This is a genomic window from Allobosea sp. 05L423 (genome assembly GCF_056397745.1).
Genome location: NZ_JBFTOA010000005.1, coordinates 266,790 through 288,850 on the forward strand (window position 1 = coordinate 266,790; position 22,061 = coordinate 288,850).

The 22,061-nt window shown below is 66.5% G+C and carries 18 protein-coding genes; 14 read left to right on the forward strand and 4 right to left on the reverse strand.

The window, feature by feature from the left end; translation table 11 throughout:
• The first annotated feature begins 17 nt into the window (after positions 1-17).
• From AC1DNE_RS15545 to AC1DNE_RS15555, 3 genes are all read left to right on the forward strand, one after another.
• On the forward strand, positions 18-1,160 hold the full coding sequence (locus tag AC1DNE_RS15545; protein WP_476767169.1) for a C45 family autoproteolytic acyltransferase/hydolase: 1,143 nt from the start codon (positions 18-20) through the stop codon (positions 1,158-1,160).
• Positions 1,161-1,208: 48 nt separating this feature from the next.
• A complete protein-coding gene (locus AC1DNE_RS15550; RefSeq protein WP_441469411.1) occupies positions 1,209-2,762 on the forward strand; it encodes an ABC transporter substrate-binding protein in 1,554 nt (517 codons plus the stop codon).
• A 93-nt stretch (positions 2,763-2,855) separates the two neighbouring features.
• Complete coding sequence (locus tag AC1DNE_RS15555; RefSeq protein WP_476767167.1) at positions 2,856-4,397, forward strand: ABC transporter substrate-binding protein; 1,542 nt, start codon at positions 2,856-2,858, stop codon at positions 4,395-4,397.
• Positions 4,398-4,413: 16 nt separating this feature from the next.
• On the opposite strand, the gene AC1DNE_RS15560 is transcribed toward AC1DNE_RS15555, so the two are convergent.
• Complete coding sequence (locus AC1DNE_RS15560; RefSeq protein ID WP_441469413.1) at positions 4,414-5,082, reverse strand: GntR family transcriptional regulator; 669 nt, start codon at positions 5,080-5,082, stop codon at positions 4,414-4,416.
• 107 nt (positions 5,083-5,189) lie between these two features.
• Between AC1DNE_RS15560 and AC1DNE_RS15565 the strand changes: the two genes are divergently transcribed.
• The 5 genes from AC1DNE_RS15565 to AC1DNE_RS15585 are packed head-to-tail and all read left to right on the forward strand — an operon-like array spanning position 5,190 to position 11,234.
• Positions 5,190-6,074: an alpha/beta hydrolase family protein gene (locus AC1DNE_RS15565; RefSeq protein WP_441469414.1), complete on the forward strand. Its 885-nt coding sequence runs from the start codon at positions 5,190-5,192 to the stop codon at positions 6,072-6,074.
• Between the two features lie 29 nt (positions 6,075-6,103).
• The gene (locus AC1DNE_RS15570) at positions 6,104-7,645 is read left to right on the forward strand and encodes an ABC transporter substrate-binding protein (RefSeq protein WP_441469415.1); all 1,542 of its coding nucleotides are present in this window, start codon (positions 6,104-6,106) and stop codon (positions 7,643-7,645) included.
• 60 nt (positions 7,646-7,705) lie between these two features.
• Positions 7,706-8,650, forward strand: a complete 945-nt coding sequence (locus tag AC1DNE_RS15575; RefSeq protein WP_441469416.1) for an ABC transporter permease — start codon at positions 7,706-7,708, stop codon at positions 8,648-8,650.
• 50 nt (positions 8,651-8,700) lie between these two features.
• Positions 8,701-9,519 (forward strand): ABC transporter permease, encoded by an 819-nt coding sequence (locus AC1DNE_RS15580; protein WP_441469516.1) that lies wholly within the window; start codon positions 8,701-8,703, stop codon positions 9,517-9,519.
• Positions 9,516-11,234, forward strand: coding sequence for an ABC transporter ATP-binding protein (locus tag AC1DNE_RS15585; protein ID WP_441469417.1), 1,719 nt, complete (start codon positions 9,516-9,518; stop codon positions 11,232-11,234). Before AC1DNE_RS15580 ends, AC1DNE_RS15585 begins: the two co-directional genes overlap by 4 nt.
• Before the next feature lie 217 nt (positions 11,235-11,451).
• Here AC1DNE_RS15585 and AC1DNE_RS15590 read toward each other — a convergent pair whose 3' ends face one another.
• The 3 genes from AC1DNE_RS15590 to AC1DNE_RS15600 are packed head-to-tail and all read right to left on the reverse strand — an operon-like array spanning position 11,452 to position 14,461.
• Positions 11,452-12,645 (reverse strand): extracellular solute-binding protein, encoded by a 1,194-nt coding sequence (locus AC1DNE_RS15590; protein WP_441469418.1) that lies wholly within the window; start codon positions 12,643-12,645, stop codon positions 11,452-11,454.
• Between the two features lie 32 nt (positions 12,646-12,677).
• Positions 12,678-13,712 carry an N-acetylglucosamine-6-phosphate deacetylase gene (locus AC1DNE_RS15595; protein WP_441469419.1) on the reverse strand — a complete coding sequence of 345 codons (1,035 nt, stop codon included), beginning with the start codon at positions 13,710-13,712 and terminating at the stop codon, positions 12,678-12,680.
• 2 nt (positions 13,713-13,714) lie between these two features.
• Positions 13,715-14,461 (reverse strand): 6-phosphogluconolactonase, encoded by a 747-nt coding sequence (locus AC1DNE_RS15600; protein WP_441469420.1) that lies wholly within the window; start codon positions 14,459-14,461, stop codon positions 13,715-13,717.
• Positions 14,462-14,577: 116 nt separating this feature from the next.
• On the opposite strand from AC1DNE_RS15600, the gene AC1DNE_RS15605 reads away from it, so the two are divergent.
• The 6 genes from AC1DNE_RS15605 (at position 14,578) to AC1DNE_RS15630 (ending at position 22,060) form a co-directional block, all read left to right on the forward strand.
• Positions 14,578-15,762, forward strand: a complete 1,185-nt coding sequence (locus AC1DNE_RS15605) for an ROK family protein (protein ID WP_441469421.1) — start codon at positions 14,578-14,580, stop codon at positions 15,760-15,762.
• A gap of 149 nt (positions 15,763-15,911) precedes the next feature.
• Positions 15,912-17,087: an extracellular solute-binding protein gene (locus tag AC1DNE_RS15610; RefSeq protein ID WP_441469422.1), complete on the forward strand. Its 1,176-nt coding sequence runs from the start codon at positions 15,912-15,914 to the stop codon at positions 17,085-17,087.
• A gap of 248 nt (positions 17,088-17,335) precedes the next feature.
• Positions 17,336-18,376, forward strand: coding sequence for a Gfo/Idh/MocA family protein (locus tag AC1DNE_RS15615; RefSeq protein ID WP_441469423.1), 1,041 nt, complete (start codon positions 17,336-17,338; stop codon positions 18,374-18,376).
• A gap of 154 nt (positions 18,377-18,530) precedes the next feature.
• Positions 18,531-19,541: a Gfo/Idh/MocA family protein gene (locus tag AC1DNE_RS15620; protein ID WP_441469424.1), complete on the forward strand. Its 1,011-nt coding sequence runs from the start codon at positions 18,531-18,533 to the stop codon at positions 19,539-19,541.
• Positions 19,542-19,708: 167 nt separating this feature from the next.
• Positions 19,709-21,235, forward strand: a complete 1,527-nt coding sequence (locus AC1DNE_RS15625) for a xylulokinase (protein WP_441469425.1) — start codon at positions 19,709-19,711, stop codon at positions 21,233-21,235.
• A gap of 12 nt (positions 21,236-21,247) precedes the next feature.
• Positions 21,248-22,060: an SDR family NAD(P)-dependent oxidoreductase gene (locus AC1DNE_RS15630; RefSeq protein ID WP_441469426.1), complete on the forward strand. Its 813-nt coding sequence runs from the start codon at positions 21,248-21,250 to the stop codon at positions 22,058-22,060.
• Position 22,061: the final 1 nt, after the last annotated feature.

Sequence of the window (22,061 nt, forward strand, 5' to 3'; positions counted from 1 at the left end):
TCGGAAAGTTGTGCGCCATGGTCCAGCCCTGCCCCTTCGTCGACGTTTCGGGCTCGCCCTATGAACGCGGCCGCCAGCATGGCGCGGCCGTGCCGCAGCGCGTGAAGCGCTCGATCGAGCTCTATGGCGGCCAGCTCGGCGATCTCGGCTACGACGCCACCGCCAAATCGGCACTGATCGGCGAGTTCGCCAGCGAGATCGAGGCCTTCGGCGCCCATTATATCGAGGAGATGCGCGGCATCGCCGACGGCGCTGGCGTCGCGCTCGAAGACATCATCATGGTCAATGCCCGCACCGAGGTCATCGCCAAGGCGCGGATGGTCAAGAACAAGCCCGTTGAGGCGACAGAAGAGCTCGACGACGGCTGCACCGGCGCGATCATCCTGCCCGAGCGCAGCGCCACCGGCGAGCTGATCCACGGCCAGAACTGGGACTGGCGGGCCGAATGCGCGGAGACCGCGATCGTGCTGCGCGTGCGCCGCGACGACGGGCCGGATTTCCTGACCTTCGTCGAGGCCGGCGGCCTCGCCCGCTGCGGCATGAACGCGGCCGGCATCTCGATCACCGCCAACTATCTCGAATGCGAGCGCGACTTCACCCAGACCGGCGTGCCGCTCGCCCTGATCCGCCGCAAGGTGCTGGAGCAGGAGCACCTCGCCTTCGCGATCAAGGCCGTGGCGGCGACGCCGAAGGCCTGCTCCAACAACATGATGCTCTCGACCGTGAAGGGCTTCGGCATCGATTTCGAATGCGCGCCGGACGAGGCCTTCCCGATCTATCCGGAAGACGGGATGATCGTTCACGCCAACCACTGGGTCGGCCAGATCGCCTTGACCAAGGTGAAGAACACCAGCATCCCGCGCGTGCCGGAGAGCTTCTACCGCGACTGGCGGGTCAAGAAGCTGCTCGATGAAGCCGGCCGCAAGCTGACCGTCGACGATCTCAAGCAGGCCCTCTTCGACGATTTCCTGACGCCGTATTCGGTCTGCCGTCCGGCGCGCCCGAACGAGCAGGGCAACCTCTCGGCGACGGTCGCAATGGTGATCATGCAGCCGGCGAAGGGGATCATGGAGGTCGCGCCGCTGCCGGCCGAGAACCGCGTCTTCACCCGCTACAGCCTGACCGAGAATCCCGTCCTGCTCGCCGAAGCGGCCGAATAGTTCGATCCCGGTCCCGCGTCACAACCGAACAAAAAACAGGGGAACATGATGCGCAGAACCACCAAAACAGCCCTTGCCGCCGCGCTTCTGTGCGGCGGCCTCGTTCAGGCCGCGGGGGCGAGCGCGCTGCGCATCCAGCTGCGCGCCGATATCCGTTCGATCAATCCGGGCGTCAATCGCGACGCCAATACCGATGGCGTCGTCGTTCAGATAGTCGAGGGCCTCGTCGCCTATGGCGAGGACGCTCTGCCCAAGCCTTTGCTGGCCGAGAGGGTCGACATCTCCCCCGACGGCAAGAACTACACCTTCACGCTGCGCCAGGGCGTGAAGTTCCACAACGGCGCAGCCCTGACCGCAGCCGACGTGCTGTGGAGCTGGAACCGCTATATGGACCCGAAGACCGACTGGCGCTGCCTCTCGGAATTTGACGGCCGCGGCCAGGTCAAGGTCGAGAAAATCACCGCGCCTGATGACAAGACCGTCGTCTTCGAACTGGACAAGCCGAGCGCGCTCTTCCTCTCGGCGCTCGCCCGCACCGATTGCGCGATGACCGGCATCCTCCACAAGGACTCGGTCAAGGCCGACGGCAGCTTCGACAAGCCGATCGGCACCGGCCCGTTCAAGTTCGCGGAATGGAAGCGCGGCGAGTACATCCGGCTGGAGCGCTTCGCCGACTATGCCTCGCTGCCCGGCAAGATCGACGGGCTGACCGGCGCCAAGAAGCCGCTGGTTGACGAGGTGCGTTTCCTCATCATTCCCGACAACGCGACGGCCAAGGCCGCCCTGCTGAAGGGCGATATCGACGTCGTCCCGGATATCGCCAACACCGACATCGCCGAGCTCAAGAAGAACGACAAGGTCAAGACCTCCGTCGTCACCAGCATGGGCCTCGTCGGCCTGATCATCCAGACGCGCGACCCGCTGCTGCAGAACCTCAAGCTGCGCCAGGCGATCGCCGCCGCGATCGACTCCAAGGAGCTGGTCGCCGCCGTCAGCGACGGCATCGGCACGCCGAACAACTCGATCGTCCCGGCTCTTTCGGCCTATTACGGCCCGGTGCAGAAGGAAGGCTGGAAATACGACCCGGCCGCCGCCAAGAAGCTCATCGCGGAAGCCGGCTACAAGGGCGAGAAGATCGTGATGCTCGCCAACAAGCGCTACCCCGAAAGCTTCGACGCCGCCGTCGTCGCCCAGCAGATGCTCCAGGCTGTCGGACTCAACGTCGAGATCGAGGTGCTGGAATGGGCGACGCAGCTCGACCGCTACAGCAAGGGCAACTACACGATCCAGGCCTTCCCCTATTCGGGCCGCATGGACCCCGCCCTGAGCTACGAGTCGATGACCGGCCCGAAGGACAAGCAGCCGCGCAAGCTCTGGGACAATCCGGAGGTGCAGGCCGAGCTCGACAAGTCGATGGTGGTGACCGACCGCGCCGAACGTCAGAAGATCTTCGACGGGCTGCACAAGCGCTTCCTCGCGGAAGTGCCCATGGTGATGCTCTACAACGGCATCGTCGGCGGTGCGATGGGCGCCAAGACCAAGGGCTATGTCTCGACCGTGAGCTCGCTGCCGCGGGCCTGGGAAGTCACTGTCGGCGAATAGCGCTCAAACCGCCCCATCTTCGGGATCTCCCGCGACATCGAGGCATGCCCGCACAGGGCGTGCCCTGACGGCATGGCAGTAAGGGGAACGAGAATGATCCGCATTTCAGCGCCTGCTCTCGCGCTCGCACTTATCGGCGGGGCGGCCCAGGCACAGACGATCAACGTCGCGCTCAACGCCGACATCCGCAGCACCAATCCGGGCGTCAACCGCGACGACAATACCGACGCCGTCGTGCTGCACATGGTCGAGGGCCTCGTCGGCTATCGCGAGAATGGCGCTGTCGCGCCGCTGCTCGCCGAGAAGATCGAGATCTCGCCGGACGGACGGACCTACACTTTCCACCTGCGCAAGCGCGTGAAGTTCCACAACGGCGCCGAGATGACCTCGGCCGACGTTTTGTGGAGCTGGAACCGCTACATGGATGCGAAGACCGACTGGCGCTGCAAGGCGGAATTCGACGGCCGGCTCGGGCTGAAGGTCATTGAAGCGGCCGTCCCCGATGCAACGACCTTCGTGATGAAGCTGGAGAAGCCGAGCGCGCTCTTCCTCGACACCATGGCCCGCACCGACTGCGCGATGGTCGCGATCCTGCACAAGGACTCGGTCAAGGCCGACGGCAGCTGGGACAAGCCGGTCGGTACCGGCCCGTTCCAGCTCGCCGACTGGCGCCGGGGCGAATTCGTGCTGCTCAAGCGCTTCGATGCTTACGCTTCCCCGCCCGGCGAGAAGCGCGACGGCTATGTCGGCTCCAAGCGCCCGCTGGCGCAGGAGGTCAAGTTCCTCTCGATCGCCGATGGTGCGACGGTCAAGGCCGGCCTGATGTCGGGCGCGCTCGACGTCGCCGATGTGCCGGACGAGGACGTGCCGGAGATGAAGAAGAGCGGCCTGCAGGTGCTGACCGCGCCGAGCGCGACCAAGCACACCATCTTGATCCAGACCAGCGACCCGCTGCTGTCGAATGTGAAGATGCGCCAGGCCATCGCCTCCGCGCTCGATCTCGACGAGATCGTCGGTGCCGTCTCGAACGGCCTGGGCAAGACCAATAATTCGGCGGTCTACGTCACCTCACCCTTCTACGACGAGGTCCAGAAGAAGCGTTACACGCACGATCCGGCGCAGACGAAGAAGCTGCTGGCCGAAGCCGGCTACAAGGGCGAGACGATCAAGCTGATCGCCAACAAGCGCTCGACCGTGCCGAGCTACCCCGTCGCGATCATGGCGCAGGCGATGCTGCAGGCCTCCGGCATCAAGGCCGAGATCGAGATCCTGGAATGGGCGACGCAGCTCGACCGGTTCTCGAAGGGCAACTACCAGATGATGTCCTTCAGCTATTCCGCCCGCATCGATCCGGCCCAGAGCTACAATCAGTTCTCCGGCCCGAAGGACAAGCTGCCCTCCAAGGTCTGGGACAATGCGGAGGCCAACGCCCTCATCGAGAGGGCGACGCTGGTCAATGACGAAGCCGAGCGGAAGACGATCTTCGACCAGCTGCATGTGATGATGCTGGCCGATGCGCCGCTGATCTTCCTCTACAACCAGGTCGACACGGCCGTCGTTTCCAGGCGTCTGCAGGGCTTCGCGCCCTGGGTCGCCTCGAAGCCGCGCCTCTGGGAGGTCAGCGTCGCCAGGTAACCTCCGGGTGCGTCGGTCAGCCCGGCCCGCCGATCGCGGCCGGCTCTGGCGTGCCGCCCTTGACGACATGCGCCGCGATCACGGCGGCGAGGCGTCGGCCGTCACGGGCCTTCAGGGCCTCCATCATCGCGTAGTGCTCGCGGTCGCTGCGCAGCAGCGATTCATGCGAGCTCCAGACCGTGATCTGCGAACCGCGCGCCCGGTCTCGCAGCGCCCAGATCGTTTCCTCGAGCACGGCATTGCCGCAGAAGGAGTACAGCAGCTGATGGAAGATGCGGTTGATCTCGCTCTGCTCGGTGCGGCTGCCGGTCAGCACCGCCTTGGAGAACTGCGCCGCGAGCTCGTCCAGCCGCGCGATCGTCGCCGTGTCGATACGCGCGACGATACCCGCCGCCGCCGCCATCTCGAGGATGACCCGTGTCGCCTGGATCTCCTCATAGGTCTTCATGTCGACCTCGGCGACGCGATAGCCCCGGTTCGGGACATGCTCGATCGTCTTGCGCACGGCGAGCTCGTCGAGGGCGCTGCGCACGTCGAAACGCGTCGCCTGGAAGCGCTCCTCAAGATCGATCTGACGCAGCCACTCGCCCGGCCTGAACATGCGCAGCCTGATCGCCTGCGCGATCTCGTTCGCGAGGATGGCCCGCCGCGTGCCGGTGTTTCTGCGTTTCCGCTCGGACGTCATGAAGGGCTCTCTAGCAGGATTCGGGCGGCACGACAGAAGTCGGTTGCGAAGCCAACCATAACATGCGACACAATTGGCGCCAATAATTTCGCCAGAGGAGAGAAGCCGTGAGCGCCGTGGCAGAAAAGACCGGTAAGCCGGAAATCGAGGCAGCCGCGCGCGCCAAGGCGCTCTACGAATACGGACCGACCTCGATCTACGCCTCGAAGCACGATCCACGCTTCCCCTATTGCCTCTATGTCCCGCCGAACCTCGGCAAGACCGGCGAGGCGCCAGAGCTCATCGTCGCCATGCACGGCACCGGCCGCGGCTTCACTGGCTATCGCGACGCCTTCTCGGCCTTCGCCCGCTGGAACAACTGCATCATCCTGGCGCCGCTCTTCCCGATCGGCGTGATGGGCGACGGCTACCGCGACGGCTTCAAGTACATGCGCGAGGGCAACCTCCGCTACGACCATGTGCTGCTCGCCATCGTCGAGGAGGTTTCCGAGCGCTATGGCATCGCCTTCGAGCGCTTCGGTCTGTTCGGCTATTCCGGCGGCGGCCATTTCGCCCACCGTTTCCTGCTGCTGCAGCCGCACAAGCTCTGGGGCGTCTCGATCGGCGCGCCGGGTTCGGTGACCCTGCTCGATCCCACGCGCGACTGGTGGGTCGGGACGCGCAACTTCGCCGAGCTCTTCGGCCAGGAGCTCGACATCCCCGCGATGAAGCAGGTCGCGGTGCAGATGGTCGTCGGCGCCGCCGATCTCGAGACCTGGGAGATCACCCACAAGCCGGGCGGCCGCAACTGGATGCCGGACGCCAACCATGCCGGCGCGACGCGGCCGGAGCGGCTGGCGAGCTTGCGCGATTCCTTCGCAGAGAATGGCATCGCGGCGCGCTTCGATCTCGTGCCGAACACGCCGCATGACGGGGTCAAGGTCGTGCCGGTGGTCGAGGACTTCTTCGCCGGCGAACTCAGCAGGATTCGCGCCGCCCGCAAGGCCGGCTGAACGACCATAACGACAACAGGGGAACCATCATGAAGCGCCTCCTTGTCTCCGCCGCTGCGCTCGCCCTCTCGGCCGGCGCCCTGCAGGCCCAGACGCTGACCGCCGTGCTCAACGCCGACATCCGTTCGACCAACCCCGGCGTGAACCGGGACGGCAACACCGACGCGGTCGTTCTGCACTTCGTCGAAGGGCTCGTCGGCTATGCCGAGGACGGCTCGGTCGGCCCGCTTCTGGCCGAGAAGGTCGACATCTCCGCGGACGGCAAGACCTATACCTTCCGCCTGCGCAAGGGCGTGAAATTCCACAACGGCGCCACGATGACCTCGGCCGACGCGCTGTGGAGCTGGAACCGCTACATGGATCCGAAGACGGATTGGCGCTGCCTGTCCGATTTCGACGGGCGCAATGGCCTCAAGGTCATCTCCGCCACCGCTCCCGATGCCGACACCTTCGTCATGGAGATCAACGAGCCGAACGGGCTCTTCCTCGACTCGCTCGCCCGCGCGGACTGCGGCGGCACGGCCGTGATCCACAAGGATTCGGTTAAGGCCGACGGCAGCTGGGACAAGCCGATCGGCACAGGCCCCTTCATGCTCGGCGAATGGAAGCGCGGCCAGTCGGTCCAGCTCCTCGCCTTCGACCAGTACGTCTCGCCCAAGGGCGACAAGCGCGACGGCTACATCGGCAGCAAGCGGCCGCTGGTGAAGGAAGCGCGCTTCATGGTCATCCCCGATGCGGCGACGGTGAAGGCCGGCCTGCTCGCGGGCTCGCTCGACATGGCGCTGATGCCGGAATCGGACGTGCCCGATCTCAAGGGCGCGCCCAATGTCGCGCTCGCGATTGCCCCGAACCCGGTCAGGCACAGCCTGATTATCCAGACGCGCGATCCGCTGCTGAAGAACCAGGCCCTGCGCCAGGCCATCGCCGCCTCGATCGACTTCCCCGAGCTCGTCGGCAACGTCAGCAACGGCCTCGGCAAGCCCAATAACTCGCCGGTCTACACGACCTCGAAATACTACGGCGGGGCGGAGAAGCAGGGCTTCAAATACGACCCTGCCGCGGCCAAGGCCTTGCTGCAGAAGGCCGGCTACAAGGGCGAGAAGATCGTGATCCTCGCCAACAAGCGCTCCTCCGTGCCGAGCTTCAACACCGCCGTCATAGCGCAGGCGATGATGCAGGCGGCCGGCATCAATGCCGAGATCGAGGTGCTGGAGTGGGCGACGCAGCTCGACCGCTACAACAAGGGCAACTACCAGATGCAGGCCTTCTCCTATTCGAGCCGCTTCGATCCCGCGCTCGGATTCGAGCAGATCGCCGGCCCGAAGGACAAGCAGCCGCGCAAGATCTGGGAGGACCCGGAAGCGCTCGAGCTGATCCAGAAGTCGATGGTGGTGACCGATACAGCCGAGCGCCAGAAGATCTTCGATGAGCTGCACAAGCGCTTCATCGAGCAGGTGCCGACCATCTTCACCCATAACGACCTCGACATCATCGCCCATTCCAAGCGCGTGACAGGCGTGACGCCGTGGGCGTCGCAGCTGCGGCTCTGGGAGGTTGGCTTCGCCAAGTGAGGCGGTGCCTCCGGCCCTGGCTTTGGCCGGGACCGGCAGTGAGGCTTGGGAGGGCCTTCGATGTTTCGTTTCGCGCTGACGCGGATCGCGATGGCGTTGCCGACGCTGCTGATCGTGGCGGTGTCGGTCTTCGTCCTGATCCGCCTGATTCCCGGCGACCCCGCACAGCTGATGCTGGGTGATCTGGCAACGCCGGCAAGCCTCGCCGATCTCCGGGCCCGGCTCGGCCTCGACCAGAGCCTGCCGGTGCAGTTCGGCATCTGGATCGGCAACGTGCTGCACGGCGATTTCGGCCAGTCGATCTCGTCGCAGCAGGCGGTGCTGCCGCTGATCCTGTCGCGCTTCTGGGTCTCGGCCCAGATCGTGCTGGTCGCGGTGCTGCTGGCGAGCTGCGTCGCGGTGCCCGCCGGCGTCATCGCCGCCTGGAAGCAGGACACCCCGATCGATCTCGGCCTCGTCGCCACCGCCACGCTGCTGCTCTCGATCCCCACTTTCTGGCTCGGCCTGTTGCTGCTGCTATTCTTCGGCCTCAAGCTCGAATGGCTGCCGGTTGTCGGCTACGTCTCGATCGCCGAAAACCCCTGGGCCGGCATCCTCTATCTCGTCATGCCGATCATGACGCTGTTCCTGCACGAGATCGGCGTGATCCTGCGCATGGCGCGCGCCTCGACGCTCGAGGTGCTCCGGCTAGACTACATCACCCATGCCCGCGCCAAGGGCCTCTCGGAAAGCGCGGTGCTCTGGCGCCATGCCTTCAAGAACGCCTTCGGCCCGACCTGGACGCTGATCGGCCTGGTGCTCGGCAACCTGCTCGGCGGCATCGCGGTGGTCGAGACCGTCTTCACGATCCCCGGCCTCGGGCGCCTGCTCGTCGATGCAATCTTCGCGCGCGACTATCCCGTGATCCAGGGCTGCATGCTCTTCGTCGCCTTCACCTATGTGCTGGTGAACCTCGTCATCGACCTCTGCTATCCGGTCTTCGATCCCAGGGTGACCGCGCAATGAGCAGCAACAGCACCATGAGCGGTGGCGGCGCCGTGAAGAAGGCCAGCCGAATGAAACTCCCCGCCGCCAATGCGATCGTCGGCGGCACGCTGATCGGCATCCTGCTCGCGACGGCGTGCATCGGCGCCCTCTGGACACCCTACGATCCGCTCAAGCTCTCCTTCCGCGAGAAGCTGGCGGCGCCCTCCGCGCTGCACTGGCTCGGCACCGACGAGTTCGGCCGCGACGTGCTGTCCCGCCTGATGGCGGGCGCGGCGACCTCGGTCTGGATCAGCCTGCTGACGGTGACGCTCGCCGTCGTGATGGGCACCACGATCGGCCTGTTCTCCGGCTATATGCGCGGCTGGGTCGACCGGGTGATCATGGCCTTCAACGATGCGCTGCTCGCCTTCCCCGGCATCCTCCTGGCGCTCGGCCTGCTCGCGGTGGTCGGCGCCAACAAATACGGCATCATCGTCGCGCTCGGCATCGCCTACACGCCGTCGGTCGCCCGCGTCGTGCGCGGGACGGTGCTCTCGCTGCGCGAGCGCGAGTTCATTGCCGCCTCGCGCGTGATGGGCAACTCCGAGAGCTTCACCATGGCCCGCCACATCCTGCCGAACTGCATCGCGCCGCTGACCGTGCTGGCGACCTCGATGTTCGGCTATGTGCTGCTGGCGGAAAGCGCGCTCTCCTTCCTGGGCCTGGGCGTTCCGCCGCCGGCGCCGACCTGGGGCAACATGCTCGCAGGCTCCCGGCCCTATATCGGCCAGGCCGTCTGGCTCGGCATCTTCCCGGGCTTGTGCATCTCGCTGACCCTGCTCGGCATCAACCTGCTCGGCGACGCCGTGCGCGACACGCTCGACCCGCGGATGAGGGGTTCGCGATGACCAAAGCGCTTTCAAGCGAAGTGGGCACCGGTTCGCGTCAAGAAAACGCGGCCAACAAGAGCGCCGCCGCTCTCCTAGACGTCGCCGGCCTGACGCTCAGGATCGGCACGACCGGCCGCACGGTCGTCAACGACGTCTCCTTCCAGGTCTTCCCCGGCGAGATCGTCGGCATCGTCGGCGAATCCGGCTCCGGCAAGACGCTCGCGGCCCGCGCCGTGATGGGTTTCATCCCCCCCGCCGTCGCGCTCACCTCCGGCACGATCCGCTTCGACGGGCAGGACGTGATGGCGATGAGCGGCAAGGATCTGCGCGCCATGCGCGGCTCGCGCGTCGGCATGGTCTTCCAGGAGCCGATGACCTCGCTCAACCCGTCGATGCTGATCGGCCGCCAGCTCGACGAGGGTCTGGCGCTGCACCGCAAGCTCGACGCAGCCCAGCGCCGCGCGCTCATCCTCGACATGCTCAGGCGCGTCGGCCTGCGCGACCCGGAAGGCGCGCTCACCGCCTATCCGCACCAATTCTCCGGCGGCATGCGCCAGCGCATCATGCTGGCCTCGGTGATGCTGCTGAAGCCGGCGCTGCTCCTCGCCGACGAGCCGACCACGGCCCTCGACGCTGTCGTCCAGCGCGACGTGATGGAGCTGATGGTCGAATTGACCCAGGCCAACAACACCGCCGTGCTGCTGATCTCGCATGATCTCGGCATGGTCGCGCGCTATTGCAGCCGCATCGTTGTGATGTGCCAGGGCGACGTGGTCGAGCAAGGATCGAGCGAAGAGATCCTCGCCCGACCGCAGCACCCCTATACGCGCAAGCTGCTCTCGGCGATGCCGCACCGGCTGCCGGCGCGGCTGCTGCCGCAGGCGAAGACCCCGATCGTCTCGGTGCGCGACCTCGTCGTCGAATATCCCGGCCGGCAGGGCTTCTTCCGCAAGGAGGCAGCCAAGCGCGCGCTGCATGGCATCAGCCTCGATGTGCAGCCCGGCGAGGTCGTAGCCGTGGTCGGCGGCTCCGGCTCGGGCAAGACCACTCTCGGCCAGTCCATCGCCGGGCTCGTCAAGCCGGCCGGCGGCGAGATCCGCTTCAACGGCAAGCCCATCACGAAGAGCGAGACGGCTTACTGGGACTATCGGCTGAACTGCCAGATGGTGTTCCAGGACCCCTATTCCTCGCTCGATCCGCGCATGACGATCGGCCAGCTCGTCGGCGAGCCGCTGCGGCTGGTGCCGGACATGACTCCGGGAGACAAGAAGGCGCGCGTCGCCGAGGTTCTGGCCGAGGTCGGCCTCAAGGACGGCTTCGCCGAGCGTTACCCGCATGAGCTCTCGGGCGGCCAGCGCCAGCGCATCGCCATCGCCCGCGCGGTCGTGCGCCGGCCGAGCTTCGTCATCGCCGACGAGCCGGTCTCGGCGCTCGACGTGACCGTGCGCGCGCAGGTGCTCGAGCTCTTCGACGAGTTGCAGAAGAAGCACGGCTTCTCCTGCCTCTTCATCAGCCATGACCTCGGCGTGGTCGAGCAGGTCGCCGACCGGGTCATCGTTATGCAGGACGGCCGCATCGTCGAGGAAGGCCCCCGCGACGACATCTTCGACAATCCGCAGCACGCCTACACTCAGAAGCTTCTCGCAGCCGTCCCCGGCCTCGAAAGCACCGGCGATGGCGGCGTCAGGCTGTTCTGGCGGCGCGCCGAAAACGACGCATCGGTCGTCAGCTAGGGTTTGTCGACACTTCGCCACCTGGGCCTTTTCGCGGACTCACGCGGTCATCCCGGATCAAGCCCGGGATGACCGCGTGAGTCCGCGTAGATCAGCATGCTCCAGTTCGAGAACGAAATCGGCCCGGAATCCATCGTCGGTGGCGGCACCGTGCGATGGTTTCCGGGCCTTTTCTTCGCTCCGCATCGAAGGCGGAGCGAAGGAATAATGGCTTCGATCAGCGCTTGCGCTTGGCGCCGACCAGTTCGTCCCACTTGCGGAAGGCGACGACCATCTTGTCGGGCTTCAGCGGCAGCTCGATCGGGTTCTTGGCGATGAGGTCGGCATATTCAGGCCGGCCGAACTCCGCGATCACCTCCTGGCTGCGCTTCGGCGCCAGGGAGAGCGGCACGTCCTTCACCGCCGGGCCGGGATAGAGATAGCCCTCGTCATAGGAATAGGCCTGCATCTTCGGCGTCAGCACATGCGCCATGATGTCGAGCACGACGGCGAGGCGATCGTTCGGGATGCCCTTCGGCACGCACATGAAGAAGGCGTCCGAGACCCAGTGGAAGCCTTTCAGCGTCTGGATCTTGGCTTCCTTCGGCACGATGCCGAGCGCACGCGGATTGATGTCCCAACCCGTGGTCGAGATGATGATGTCGCGCGAGCCGTCGCCGAACTCCTTCATCGTCGCGCCCGTGCCGGCCGGGTAGTACTCGATGTGCTCGCCGAGTTCCTGCAGATAGGCCCAGGTCTTGTCCCAGCCATTGACCGGGTCCTGCGGATCCTTGTCGCCGAGGATATAGGGCAGGCCCATCATGAAGGTGCGGCCGGGGCCTGAATTGGTCGGGCGCGCATACATGAACTTGCTGGGATTGGCCTTGGCCCAGGCCAGCAGCTCCTCGGCCGTCGTCGGCACCTGCTTGACCCGGTCCGGCATGTATTCGAGCAGCGGCCCGGACGGGTAATAGTTCACCACCGTGCCGAAGCCGGCGCCCTGCACCTTGTGGAGATTGAGCGCCGCGGGCTCGTAATTCTGCTCGATATTGGGGAATTTCTCGGCGAAATCCGGGAAGATCTTGAGCCAGAGATTCTGCTCGAGGCCGGCAGCCAGGCCATCCGAGCCGGTCAGGACCAGATCGAGATCGGCGCGCCCGGCATCCTGCTGCGCCTTGATCTTGCTCGCCAGTTCCGGCGCCGGCGCTTTCACATAGGTGATGCGCGAGACGAGCTTGGGATTGGCGTTGCGGTAGTCGTCGAAGGCCTGCTGCATCAGCGCCAGCGCCCCGCCGACATCGATGATGTTGATGCCGACCGGCGCCGAAGGCAGCGGCGGCGCGGCGGCGAAGGCGCCGTTCGCGCCGATGGTCAGCGCGCCGAGGCCGCCCAGCACGGTGCGGCGATCCACGCCTTTCGAAAATTCGCTCATCGTTTTCCCCTCTTGCTTGGTTGGTAACGTCTTCAGGATGCCGCCACAGCGGCGAAATCGCGGCGCTCGTTGCCGATGCGCACGCTGCGGATGCGGAGTTCCGGCGACCACTCGATCGCGCTCTCCGGCAAGGTGATGCCAGCCTGCGCCAGCGCGTCGGCGATGCAGGCCAGCGCATGGGTCGAGGCCATGGCAATTGCCCCCTCCGGCGTCGCGATGCCCCAGGCGACGACATTCCGAACGGCGTCGTCGAGCTTGAGCGCCGAGCCCGCCAGCGAGGCGCCGCCCGGCTGGCGCACCGAACCATCGGCGGCGAGATCGACCGGCATGCCGGCGAAGCTGTAACGGCCCGGCACTGCGCCAGCAGCAACCACGGCGTCCGTGACGAGGATCGAGCGCTCCGCGCCCTTTGCCCGGATCAGGCTCTTCAGCGCCTTCGGATGGATATGGATGCCATCCGCGATGAAGCCGGCCATCAGCCGGTCTTCGGCGAGCTGGGCGAAGAGCGGGTTGACGAGCTTGTGCAGCTGCTGCGGCAGGCCGTTGCCGAGATGGGTCGAGAGCGTCGCGCCCGCCTCCGCAGCGGCGCCGGCGGTCTCGAAATCGACGGCGGAATGGCCTATGGCGACGACCTTGCCCGCTTGCGCCAGCTTGCCGGCGAGGGCGACGCCGCCTTCGACCTCCGGCGCCAGCGTCACCATCAGGATCGGCCGCGACAAGAGCTGGTCAAGATGCGCGACCAGCTCGGCCGTTGCCACCGTCATCGCCTCCGGTGGGTGGCAGCCGGAATAGCCGGCGGACGGGTTCAGGAACGGGCCTTCGAGATGGTAGCCCGGGCACATCAGCGGCCCGAGCCGGCTTCCGCTCACCGCTGCGTCGAGCGCCCGGAATCGCTCTTCCAGCTCATGCGGATGCGCAGTGATGATCGTCGGCAGGCAGGTGGTCACGCCCGTCGCCAGCATCGCCTCCAGCGCCCGGTCGAGCTCCGCCGCCGTGATCGTACCGGAGTTGAAATCCACCCCGCCGAAGCCATTGACCTGCAGATCGACGAGACCGGGCGTGCGCATCGTCAGCCCTTCCGGCTCAGCAGCGAAGCGGCCGGCGGATCGATGAACAGCACGGTGCGCTTGTGTGTCTGCAGGATCGAGGCGGGGCTGAGATTGCTGACCGGCCCTTCCAGAGCGGCCTTGGCGGCCTCGGCCTTGCGCGTGTCGGAGACGGAGAGGACGATCAGCTCGCTCTTGAGGATCTGGCGCACGCTCATCGAGATCGCCTGTTGCGGCACGGCGTCGAAGCTCGGGAACCAGCCCTCGCCGAATTGCTGCTGCCGGCAGGCCTCGTCCAGGTTCACGACGAGATAAGGCTCCTCGGTCTCGAAATCCGCCGGCGGGTCGTTGAAGGCGAGATGGCAGTTCTCGCCGATCCCGGCGAAGCAGACGGCGATGCGCTTGCCGGCGATCTGCTGGTTGAGCTGCTTTACCGCCGCTGCGGCATCGCCCTCGCCATCGACCGGAATGAAGGTCGGCGCGCTGTTCAGCGGCGCCATGAAGCGCTCGCGCAGATAGCGCCGGAAGCTCGCCGGATGGCTCTCGCTCAAGCCGACATATTCGTCGAGATGGAAGGCCGTGACCTTCGACCAGTCGATGCCCTCGGCCGCCACGAGATGCTTCAGCATCTCGAACTGGCTCGCGCCGGTCGCCACGATGATCGTCGCTTCGCCGTGACGGGCGAGTTCCTCACGGATCGCCTGCGCGCCGAGCGCCGCCGCCTGCTGGCCGAGCGTCTCCTTGTCGGAGGCAACATGCATCTCGATCATCGATTTTTGAACCTTTTACGTCAGGAAATTTCCGATATTCTGGTATCGAGCTTATGAAGCTTCGGCTGAAACGCAATGATTAATTTTGAACGCAACCGTTCTGAATAGAGTTTGCCTTGTCCCTGCTGACGATCGACGAAAGCCACCTCGCGCTTGCCCATGACCGGGACTGCGCTCGCATCTACCGGCTGGTCCTGAACGGCGAGGCTCATTCCCGCGCCGATATCGGCCGCATCCTCCAGCTGCGCTCGACCAGTGTCTCGCGGGTCGTCGGCGAACTCATAGCCCGCCGCCTGGTCATCGAGACCATCGGCGAGGCGAGCGGTCGCGGGCGGCCGCCGGCCATCCTCGTTGCCCATACGCGCCGCATCGGCGCCTCCGTCATTTATGTCTCCAGCCAGTCGCTCTCGGGCGCATTGGTCGACCTCAACGGCCATCTCGTCGCCGAGCGCCGTCGCCCCATTGCCGGCGACGCCGACAATGCCACCATCGCCATGGCGATGGCCGAACTCGCCCGGAACCTGCTCGACGCGATGCCTCCCGGCATGAGCCATGCCGGCACGGCGGTCTCGCTCTCCGGCCTGATCGACCTGAAGCAGGGGCAATGGCTGATGGCCTCGCGCTGGCCGCGCATGCGCGGGCTCGACATCGCCTCCGTGCTCGCCCCCGTCGCCGGCCCCGTCACGATCTGCCGCAATCTCGACGCCGAGCTGCGCGCCCGCGCCGCCCGCGAGCCCGAGAATTTCGCGGGCGGGACGATCCTGCTGCATTGGGGCTGGGGCGTAGGGCTGGCCTATGCGGTCGATGGCGAACCCTTCGCGCCCACCGGCTCCTTCGGCGAAATCGGCCACTGGCGGCTCGCGGCCCTGCACGACCGCCCCTGCGGCTGCGGCAACACGGCCTGCCTCGAAACCGGCGCCGCCCTCTGGTCCCTGCTCCCCGCGCTGCGCCGCCACTGGCCCGATCTCGACCAGGACGAGATCCGGCTTGCCCGGCAGCTTGCCGGGCTCGACCTTCTGTCCCTCCCGGAAATCGACATGGCGGCGCAGCTGCTCGCCCGCGCGCTCGCCAATGCCTGTCGCCTGCTGTTTCCCGCCCGCATCGCGGTGAGCGGTCCGTTCTCGGCCAATCCGCAGCTCTGGGCCCGGTTCAACACGCTGTTCCGGGCGGAAGGCACGATGGATGGCTTCTCCGTCCCAGACCTCTCCGGCGTGCCCGCCAGCCACCTCTATGAAATCCACGGCGCCGCCGCGCCACTGCTCAGCCGTGCGGCGGAGGCGCTCCTCCTCGAACAAGCCTGACCCACCCCTTCATCGCATGCTTCAGCATGGTGCCGGCCATGCCCGCGAATGCGCTGGCGCGCCACAAAGTGGTGCACTAGTATCCCAGGCAAGAGCTCCTGATGCCGACCACGGCACGACAAAAGAGAGCCAAACCCCAGGGAGAGACCATGAACCATCCGACACGCCGTACCGTCATGGCCGGAGCGGCCGGCCTCGCCGCGTTGAAAGCCGGCGGCGCGCTGGCGCAAAGCGCTCCGGTCGCGCTCAACATCATCGACGTCGCCGGCAATCTGCAGCTGACGCAGGTCGCCATCGAGAAATTCGCCAAAGACAACCCGAAGCTGATCTCGCGCCTGAACTTCTCGCGCGCGCCCTCGCCGGAGCTGCCGGCCAAGCTCAAGGCCCAACAACAGGCCAACCGCGTCGACATCGACCTCGTGTTGACCGGCCCCGGCGCCATGTCGGACGGCATCCAGCAGGGGCTCTGGGTCGATGTCTGGAAATCCCATGCCAAGGACCTGCCGAAGCCGGAAGAGGTCTATCACGAGCAGGCGCTGATGATGCAGCGCAACTTCGGCCAGAACGAGGGCGTCGCCGTCGTCTATTCCCCCTCCGGCCCGCTGTTCGAATACGCGCCCGAGCGCCTCAAGACCGTTCCGAAGACCGCCGAGGACCTGCTTGCCTACGTCAAGCAGAACCCCAAGCGCTTCACCTATGCACGGCCGGTCAATTCCGGACCCGGCTGGACCTGGCTGCAGGGCCTGCCCTACATCCTCGGCGACGCCGATCCCTCCGATCCGATGAAGGGCTGGGACAAGAGCTGGGCCTATCTCAAGGAACTCGGCACCGGCATCGACTACTATCCGGGCGGCACCGCCGCGACGATGAAGGAGCTGGGCGAAGGCACCCGCGACGTCATCGTCTCGACGCTGGGCTGGGACATCAACCCGCGCGTGCTCGGCATCGTGCCGAAGGAGGCCAAGGTCTTCGTTCTCGACAAGACCCACTGGATTCCCGACACGCAGTTCATGTGCATCCCGAGGGGTGTCGCGGCCGACAAGATGCCGGCGCTCGTCGCACTGATGGCCCATATGCTCAAGCCGGAGGCGCAGGCTGTCACCTACGACAAGGGCTATTTCTATCCCGGCCCGGCGGTGAAGGGCGTGACGCTTGCCATGGCCCCGCAGGAAAGCCGCGACATCCTCGCCGAATACGGCCGACCGGAATATGACGGGCTCATCACCAGCCTGCCGACCCGGCCGCCGCTGACGCCCGAGCGCCTCGTCGCCGCCTTCCGGCGCTGGGACCAGGAGATCGGCGTCGGCCACGGCGCGCCGCAATAAGGGTCTGTACTCGTCATGGACGCGGTTCTGACGCTGGGCATTTTGAGCGGCGGGCAGGAGCTTAGCCGCAGCAAACCGCCCGGTTTGCAAGGCTATGCGACACACCAGCCGCCCAAAAGGCCCGCGCCCCTTCGGGGTCGGGCGAAAACGCCCGACAGCCGTGTCGGTCCCTTGCCCGATGCCACAAGGCATCGGGCGGCGGGCTCCTCCTTACTCTCGGGCGTTTTGGCCCGATCAGAGCCACGTCCATGACGAGAACAGACCCTACCATGCGCTTCGCCGCCATCGGCCTCGACCACCGCCATATCTACCATATGGTCGGTGGTCTCCTCGAAGCCGGCGCGACCTGCGTCGGCTTCGATCCCGCGACGAGCGACGAGCGCGTCCTCGCCGGTTTCCGCGAGCGGTTCCCGAATCTGCCGGAAAGCACGGCCGAGCGGCTCATCGACGACCCGTCGGTCGATCTGATCGTCTGCGCCGCCATTCCGGCAGAGCGTGCCGAGCTGGCCATCCGCGCCATGCGAGCCGGCAAGGATGTGATGATCGACAAGCCCGGCGTCACCAGCTTTGACCAGCTTGCGGCCATCGAGAAGGCCGTGACTGAAACGGGCCGCATCTTCTCGATCTGCTTCTCCGAGCGCTTCATCGTCCCAGCGACGATCATAGCCGGCAAATTGATTGCCGATGGTGCGATCGGCCGAGTTGTTCAGACTCTCGGCATGGGGCCGCACCGTCTCAACCGGGCGATCCGGCCGGGCTGGTTCTTCGACAAGCGCCGCTATGGCGGCATCCTCACCGACATCGCCTCGCACCAGATCGACCAGTTCCTCCATTTTACGGGTTCGGAGGATGCGCAGATCGTGGCCTCCGGCGTCGGCCATTTCGGCGTGCCCGACCTGCCTGAGTTCGAAGATTTCGGCGAAGTCCTGCTGCGCAGCGACAGGGCCGGCGGCTACATTCGCGTCGACTGGTTCACTGCCGATGGCCTGCCGACCTGGGGCGACGGGCGGCTCACCATCCTCGGCACCGAAGGCACGATCGAACTGCGCAAATATGTCGATGTCGCCGGGCGCCCCGGCACCGACCATGTCTTCCTCGTCGACAAATCCGGCACCAGCCATATCGACGCTTCGCGAGAGCCGCTGACCTATTTCCGGGATCTGATTGCCGACATCGGCGCCCGCAGCGAAACCGCGATGGGCCAGCGCCACGCCTTCACCGTCTGCAGGCTGGCGCTGGAGGCACAGGCGAAGGCGACCTGGCTGCCTGCCCGGCAGCGGGAAGCCTGAACGATGTCATCCCGGGCGACCGAAGGGAGACCCGGGATCAATGCCGGAACATTTTTCGGCAGAGCTCAGGCATGGATCCCGGATCGGCGCGGCTTCGCCGCTTGTCAGGGATGACCCCGGTGGAATTATCGAGTGAGAATGGGAATCGCCTGACATGAGACGCAAGCTCGGTATCGCCGTGATCGGGCTCGGCCCCGCCTCCCTGCCGCATTCCAAAAGCCTGCTCGACCTTGCCGATCGTGCGAATGTGCGCTGGGCGGTGAGCCGGACGCCCGATCGGGCCAAGGCCTATGCCGACCAGTTTCCCTTCCCGACGACCACCGATCTCGACGCTGTTCTGACCGATCCTGCGGTTGAAGCAGTCATCGTGCTGACCCCGCCGAGCAGCCATCTCGATGTCTCCGCGCTTTGCCTCGAAGCCGGCAAACATGTCCTCGTCGAGAAGCCGCTCGAACTGACCAGCGAGCGCGGCCAGCGCCTGGTCGACACCGCCCGCCGGACAGGCAGGACCTTCGGCGTCGTGCTGCAGCATCGCTTCCGCCCCGCCAGCCTGCGCCTCAAGGCCGCCCTGCAATCAGGCGAGCTCGGCACCATCGAGGCCGCCTTCCTCTCCGTGCCCTGGTGGCGCCCGCAGAGCTATTACGACGAGCCGGGGCGCGGCACGCTCGCCCGCGACGGGGGCGGCGTGCTGCTGACCCAGGCGATCCACTCGCTCGACCTGTTTCGCTCGCTGGTCGGCGTCTCCAGGGTCGTCGCGGCACAGGCGCGCACCACCGCCCTCCATCGCATGGAAACCGAGGATTACGTCTCCGCGTTGCTGGAGACCGGCAACGGCGCCCCCGCGACGTTGGTGACGACAACCGCCGCCTATCCCGGCTACCCCGAACGCATCGAAATCACTGGCACCAAGGGTTTTGCCGCCCTGATCGGCGGGAGGCTGCGCCTCGCCTTCCTCGATGGCCACGAGGAAATCGTCGAGGCGGAGGGCTCGACCGGTAGCGGCGCCAACATCATGGATTTCCCGCATGACGCCCACCGCGCCGTCATCGCCGATTTCTTCGATGCGATCGAGCAAGGCCGCGACCCGGTCGTCACCGGCGAGGAGGCCCTGACGTCGCAACGCCTCGTCGACGACATCCTCAAGGCAGCGCGCGGTGCGGCCTGAGGGCGCCGTCGTTCCCGGCTTCAGCGCGATTTCGCTGCCGATGACCCAGCTATCGTCATTCCGGGCTTGACCCGGAATCCATCGTGGAGCACCGGAGCCCTTCGATGGATTCCGGATCGACGCCGCCAACGCGGCTTGTCTGGAATGACGGGTGTAGTTCTATCCTCATGCAGCAGATCAGCGTCGTCCTAGCCTGCGATCTCGGCGGCAGCAGCTTTCGCGCCGCGCTGATCGCCCCGCATGGCGCGGTGCTGGCCGAGAGCGCCGCCGCCGGCCCCGCCCTCGACGATCGCCTCGGGCATTCGGAGGTCGCCGCCGAAGGCTGGTGGGCGCTCCTGCTCGAAACCGTCGGCGATCTGGCGCGGCAGCAACCCGGCCTTTTCGCGCGGGTCGAAGCCATCGCGATCTGCGGCGTGACGCGGACGCAGATCTTCCTGGGCAACGACGGCAGCGAGCTTCGCCCGGCCCTGACCTGGAAGGATGCGCGCTCCGACGCGGTCGCGGCCGGGCTTCGTGAGAGGCTAGGGGGCCATCCGGAAGCCGGGCGCATCAACGCCTTCCATCCGCTCGCGCGCCTCGCCTGGCTCGCGGAAGCAGAGCCGGAGAATTTTCGCGCTCTCGCCCGCGTGCTCGAACCGAAGGACTATCTGAATTTCCGCCTGACCGGCAGTCAGGCCAGCGACCCGGTCTCGATGGCGCGGCTCATCGCCTGCGCGGAGACGCATGATGGGGTCTCGGCGCTCGCCGCCATCGGCCTGTCGCCGGCCGTGATCCCGCCGATCCTCGAACCCTGCGACGCCGTCGAGCCCGTTCGGACCGACCTGCCCGCGCCATTCGATCGGCTTGCCGGAATTCCGGTCTTCTGCGGTTGCAACGACACCTGGGCGGCCGTGGCCGGACTGGGCGCTCTGCGCGCGGGCTATGCCTACAACATTTCCGGCACGACCGAGGTGCTCGGCGTGCTCGGTCCGAAACAGGCCGAGGCCGAGGGCCTCATCACCGTCGACTGGCGCGGCCTCTGGCATCTCGGCGGTCCCAGCCAGAACGGCGCCGACACAGCCGCCTGGCTGGTCGAGCTGCTCGGCGGTTCGGATGGCGTCGGCGGCACCATCGAGCGCCTGCTCGCCGGCCAGCGTCATCCCCAGCCCGTGATCTTCCTGCCCTATCTGCAGGGCGAGCGCGTGCCCTACTGGAATCCGAACCTGCGCGGCGCCTTTGTCGGGCTCGGCCGCCGGCACGGCCCCACCGACCTCGCCTATGCCGTGCTGGAAGGCGTCGCCTGCCTCAATCGCCTGGTCCTGGAGCGTGCGGAAGCGGCGCTCGGCAGCTGCGTCGAAGAGATCCGCTTCGGCGGCGGCGCGGCGGCCAATCCCGCCTGGGCGCAGATCAAGGCCGATCTCTGCGGCCGCCACATCGTGGTCGGCCGCGCAAGGGAGCCCGGTCTGCTCGGCGCCGCGATCATCGCCTGGACGGGGCTCGGGCGCTTCGCTTCGCTGGAAGCGGCGCAGGATGCGCTGGTCGAGGTAGCCCACCGTTATGAACCGGATCCCGCCCGGCGCCCTGCCTATGACGCGCTCTACGCCCTCTATCGCCGCAGCGAGGAAGCGCTGGCGCCGATCTCGGCTGACCTAACGGCGCTGGCGCAGACCTCGGCTGCGTTGCCCGGTCTCGCCAACCCCGAAACGACCCCGTAAGAACGCTTCCCCATGCCCACACCACCGACCATGAACAACCCGAAGGAAAGAGGCCCCGTCACGCTCCTGACCGGAGCATCGGGAGGCATTGTCGGCGCGCTTGCGGTGATGCTCGCCCGCGCTGGTCACAGGCTGGTCCTCTCGGGCCTCGACCAACCCGGCCTCGACGCGGTGGCGGCGGAGGTCGCGGCAGGCGGCGGAGAAGCGGTGACGCTCGCCGGCGATGTCCGCGAACGCGATCTCGCCCAGGCTCTCGTCGATCTGGCCGCTTCACGCTTCGGCCGGCTCGACCATCTCGTCACCGGCGCCGGGGCCTCCCGGCCCGTGGCCATGGTCGAGATGGAGGACGAGGAGTGGGACAAGCTGGTCGACGTCAATCTCTCGGCCGTCTTCCGCATCTCCAAGGCTGCCGCGCGCCGGATGATCGCCCAGGGCGATGGTGGCGCGATCGTCCATATTTCCTCCATCGCCTACAGCAATGGCGGCGCCAATCTTGCCTATGGCTCGGCGAAGGGCGGTGTCGCGACCCTGACCTACGGCATGGCCCAGCAGCTTGGGCGGCACGGCATCCGCGTCAATGCCGTTGCGCCCGGCATCATCGATACGCCAATGGTGAGGAACGGATTCGCGCAGCAGTTCAATGCGCTCGTCGAGGGCGCGGCAGTACGCACGCCGCTGGGGAGATTGGGACGACCCGAGGATGTCGCCAACGTGATCGCATTCCTGCTTTCGGACGGCGCCGCCTTCGTCACCGGCGCCCTGATCCCGATCACCGGCGGCATCGAGATACTCCAGCCGATCTCCGCCATCGCCAGGGGAGCCTGAG

Excerpts from the sequence above, each read along its gene's own strand:
- AC1DNE_RS15620 (WP_441469424.1), top strand. The coding sequence starts at position 18,531 with ATGAGACGCAAGCTCGGTATCGCCGTGATCGGGCTCGGCCCCGCCTCC.
- AC1DNE_RS15630 (WP_441469426.1), top strand. The coding sequence starts at position 21,248 with ATGCCCACACCACCGACCATGAACAACCCGAAGGAAAGAGGCCCCGTC.
- AC1DNE_RS15550 (WP_441469411.1), top strand. The coding sequence starts at position 1,209 with ATGCGCAGAACCACCAAAACAGCCCTTGCCGCCGCGCTTCTGTGCGGC.
- AC1DNE_RS15585 (WP_441469417.1), top strand. The coding sequence starts at position 9,516 with ATGACCAAAGCGCTTTCAAGCGAAGTGGGCACCGGTTCGCGTCAAGAA.
- AC1DNE_RS15600 (WP_441469420.1), bottom strand. The coding sequence starts at position 14,461 with ATGATCGAGATGCATGTTGCCTCCGACAAGGAGACGCTCGGCCAGCAG.
- AC1DNE_RS15610 (WP_441469422.1), top strand. The coding sequence starts at position 15,912 with ATGAACCATCCGACACGCCGTACCGTCATGGCCGGAGCGGCCGGCCTC.
- AC1DNE_RS15615 (WP_441469423.1), top strand. The coding sequence starts at position 17,336 with ATGACGAGAACAGACCCTACCATGCGCTTCGCCGCCATCGGCCTCGAC.
- AC1DNE_RS15575 (WP_441469416.1), top strand. The coding sequence starts at position 7,706 with ATGTTTCGTTTCGCGCTGACGCGGATCGCGATGGCGTTGCCGACGCTG.
- AC1DNE_RS15590 (WP_441469418.1), bottom strand. The coding sequence starts at position 12,645 with ATGAGCGAATTTTCGAAAGGCGTGGATCGCCGCACCGTGCTGGGCGGC.
- AC1DNE_RS15545 (WP_476767169.1), top strand. The coding sequence starts at position 18 with ATGGTCCAGCCCTGCCCCTTCGTCGACGTTTCGGGCTCGCCCTATGAA.
- AC1DNE_RS15570 (WP_441469415.1), top strand. The coding sequence starts at position 6,104 with ATGAAGCGCCTCCTTGTCTCCGCCGCTGCGCTCGCCCTCTCGGCCGGC.
- AC1DNE_RS15555 (WP_476767167.1), top strand. The coding sequence starts at position 2,856 with ATGATCCGCATTTCAGCGCCTGCTCTCGCGCTCGCACTTATCGGCGGG.
- AC1DNE_RS15625 (WP_441469425.1), top strand. The coding sequence starts at position 19,709 with ATGCAGCAGATCAGCGTCGTCCTAGCCTGCGATCTCGGCGGCAGCAGC.
- AC1DNE_RS15580 (WP_441469516.1), top strand. The coding sequence starts at position 8,701 with ATGAAACTCCCCGCCGCCAATGCGATCGTCGGCGGCACGCTGATCGGC.
- AC1DNE_RS15595 (WP_441469419.1), bottom strand. The coding sequence starts at position 13,712 with ATGCGCACGCCCGGTCTCGTCGATCTGCAGGTCAATGGCTTCGGCGGG.
- AC1DNE_RS15560 (WP_441469413.1), bottom strand. The coding sequence starts at position 5,082 with ATGACGTCCGAGCGGAAACGCAGAAACACCGGCACGCGGCGGGCCATC.